Origin of the sequence: Micromonospora sp. NPDC048935 (assembly GCF_043197875.1) — a bacterium.
In the GTDB taxonomy this organism is placed as follows: domain Bacteria; phylum Actinomycetota; class Actinomycetes; order Mycobacteriales; family Micromonosporaceae; genus Micromonospora.
In genome coordinates this window covers 1-3,384 of the sequence record NZ_JBICTZ010000029.1, presented here as the reverse complement: position 1 = coordinate 3,384, position 3,384 = coordinate 1, and the positions used below count along the sequence as shown (strand labels likewise).

Annotated in this window: 1 protein-coding gene; it reads left to right on the top strand. The window is 73.1% G+C overall.

Going from position 1 to position 3,384, the window contains the following annotated elements; all coding sequences use genetic code 11:
- Positions 1-64: 64 nt before the first annotated feature.
- Positions 65-3,384 (top strand): SDR family NAD(P)-dependent oxidoreductase (locus tag ACGFIW_RS33715; protein WP_393324598.1); only part of this gene is annotated, 3,320 nt, incomplete at its 3' end.

Here is a 3,384-nt window from a genome sequence, read left to right as displayed (position 1 = left end):
GGTTCGGCATGTGCGGGAGACTGTTCGTTTTCATGATGGGGTCGAGGCTTTGCTCGGCGCGGGGGTGACGACGTTCGTCGAGTTGGGCCCGGACGCTGTGCTCTCCACACTGGTGGAGGAGATCGCCACGACCGAGGTCGTGCCGCTGCTGCGATCCCGATCTTCGGAGAACCGCACGGTGGCCGAGGCGCTGGGTCGGCTGGCCGTCCACGGCGTACCCGTCGACTGGGCCTCCTACTACCGGCAGTTCGGCGCCCGGCCGGTCGAGCTGCCGACCTATCCGTTCCAGCGCCGCCGCTACTGGCTGGACCCGACCCGATCCTCGTCCGGGGCTTCGGCGATGGGCCTGCGTTCCGCGGGGCACCCTCTGCTGGGCGCCACCGCCGACCTCGCCGAGGCGGACGGCCTCCTGCTCACCGGCCGGCTCTCCCTGCACGACCAGCCCTGGCTGGCCGACCACCGGGTGCTGGGGGCGGCGGTGCTTCCGGGCACGGCGTTCCTGGAACTCGCGCTGCACGCCGCGAGCCGGGCCGGGTGCGATCGGGTGGAAGACCTCACCATCGAGGCACCGCTCGTCCTGCCCGCCGACGAGGCAGTGGTCGTCCAGGTCACCGTCGCCGCCGCCGACAGCGCCGGGCGACGCGCGCTGACCGTGTACGCGCGGGCCCAGGACGCTGCCGACGGCACGGAGTGGACCCGACACGCCTCGGGCGTGCTCGCACCCGGCGGTGCTCCGGCCCCCGAGGTGCCGCCCGCATGGCCGCCGGCCGACGCGACAGCGGTGGACGTCGACGACCTCTACGACCGGCTGGCGGGGATCGGGTTCGACTACGGCCCGGTGTTCCAGGGTCTGCGAGCGGTCTGGCGGCGAGGTGACGAGGTCTTCGCCGAGGCACGGTTGCCCGAGGACGAGGAGTCCTCCTCCTACGCCGTACATCCGGCCCTGCTCGACGCGGTGCTGCACGCCGTCGCGTTCGGCGCTCCCGGCGAGGCGGAGCGGGCCACGGTGCCCTTCGCCTGGAGTGCGGCCCGGGTGCACGCGTCCGGCGCCTCCGTGTTGCGCGCGCACCTGGTCCCTGCCGGCACCGACGCCCACTCCCTCCAGATCTTCGACGACGAGGGCCACGCGGTCGTCTCGATCGGAACGCTCGCCCTGCGTCCGCCGCAGGAGGGTCGGATCCCACCGCCGGTCCCGGACGGCGAGTCCCTGCTGCGGGTCGAGTGGTCCGAGGTGCCCGTCGCCTCGCCACCCACGCAGGCCGGGTGGCCCGTGCTCGACGTGGACGGCCAGCCGCTCGCCGAAGGTCTCGAAGAGCTGGCGGCCTCGACCCCCGATGTCGTCCTCCTGCCGTGCCCGGTCCGCGCGGGAGACCCCGTGACCGCGGCTCACGAGACCCTCGGTCAGGTCCTGGAGGTGGTCCAGGCCTGGGTGGCCGACGACCGGATGGCCGGTACCCGCCTGCTGGTGACGACCACCGGCGGTGTCGCCCTGCCGGGCGAGACTCCCGATCCCGCCCAGGCCGCGGTATGGGGACTCGTGCGTTCCGCGCAGGCCGAGCATCCGGGACGGTTCGTCCTCGCGGACGTGGACGGCAGGCCCGAATCCGTACGTGCCCTGGCGGCCGTCGCCGACCTCGCGGACGAGCCGCAACTGGCGGTGCGGGACGGGCGGATCTCGGTGCCGCGGCTGGTACGGGTGACCTCCGGCGGCGGCACCCGAGGAGGAGCCTCCGACGGCACCGTGCTGATCACCGGTGCCACCGGTGCACTGGGCCGGCTGCTGGCCAGGCACCTGGTCGCCACGCACGGAGTACGGCGTCTGCTGCTGGCGGGTCGGCGGGGCCGGGAGGCGGCGGGCATGGCCGAGGTGGAGGCGGAACTCGCCGCGATGGGAGCCGCGGTCGACGTCGTGGCGTGCGACGTGGCCGACCGCTCGGCCGTGGCACGAATGCTCGCGGCCGTGCAGGAGCCCCTGACGGGAGTCGTCCATGTCGCGGGCGTGCTGGACGACGGCACGGTCGAGTCGTTGACCCCCAAACGGATCTCGGCCGTCCTACGGCCCAAGGCCGACGCGGCCTGGCACCTCCACGAGTTGACCCGCCACCTCGACCTGCGCTTCTTCGTCCTGTTCTCGTCGATCGCCGGGCTGTTCGGCAACCCCGGGCAGGGCAACTACGCGGCGGCGAACACGTTCCTGGACGCCCTGGCCCACCACCGGCACGCGGAGGGACTACCCGCCGTCTCGCTCGCCTGGGGCCCGTGGAGCCAGGAGCACGGCATGGCTGGTGCACTCGACCACGCGGGCACCGTACGCCTGGCGCGCTCGGGCATGGCCGCGCTCGCCGACGACGCCGGGCTGGCCCTGTTCGACGCGGCCCTGGACGCCGCCGAGCCGGTGCTCGCGGCGGTCCACTGGCAGACCGGTCCCCTGCGCGAGCCCGGCGCGACCCTGCCCGCCCTGCTGCGCAGGTCGGCACGTCGGACGGCGCGGCGCGGCCCGGGGCGCCCCGGCACGTCGTCCGGCCTGCGTCGCGAGGTGGCCACGGCGACACCTGCCGAACGCGAGCGGATCCTGTTCGACCTCGTCCGCACGCACGCCTCCTCGGTGCTCGGTCTCGACGCACCCGACGCTGTCGCCGCCGACCAGGCATTCCGGGCGCTCGGCTTCGACTCCCTGATGGCGGTGGAGCTGCGCAACCGGTTGAAGTCGGCCACCGGGCTGCCACTGCGGACCACCCTGCTGTTCGACCACCCGACCCCGGCGGAGCTGGTCGCCCATCTCGCCGCCGAGTTCAGCGGGGAGGCCGCCACCGAAGTGGTGGCGCCGGTGACGCAGAGGGTCGACGAACCGATCGCGATCGTGGGCATGGCCTGCCGGTACCCGGGCGGGGTAGGCAACCCGCAGGATCTGTGGGATCTCGTGGCCAACGCGGGCGACGCGGTCTCCGGGTTCCCCGTGGACCGGGGATGGGATCTCGACGGCCTCTACGACCCGGACCCGGACCATGCCGGCACCAGCTATGCCAGGGAAGGTGGTTTCCTGCACGACGCCGCCGAGTTCGATCCCGCCTTCTTCGGTCTGTCGCCCCGCGAGGCGTTGGCGATGGACCCGCAGCAGCGGCTGCTGTTGGAGACGTCGTGGGAGGCGGTCGAGCGGGCCGGAATCGATCCGACGTCGCTGCGGGGCAGCCGCACGGGTGTGTTCGCCGGAGTCATGTACCACGATTACGCGAGCCGATTCCCGTCCGTGCCGGAAGGCTTCGAGGGCTATCTGGGAAACGGTAGCGCCGGCAGTGTCGCTTCGGGGCGGGTGGCGTACACGTTTGGTTTTGAGGGTCCTGCGGTGACTGTGGATACGGCGTGTTCGTCGTCGTTGGTGGCGTT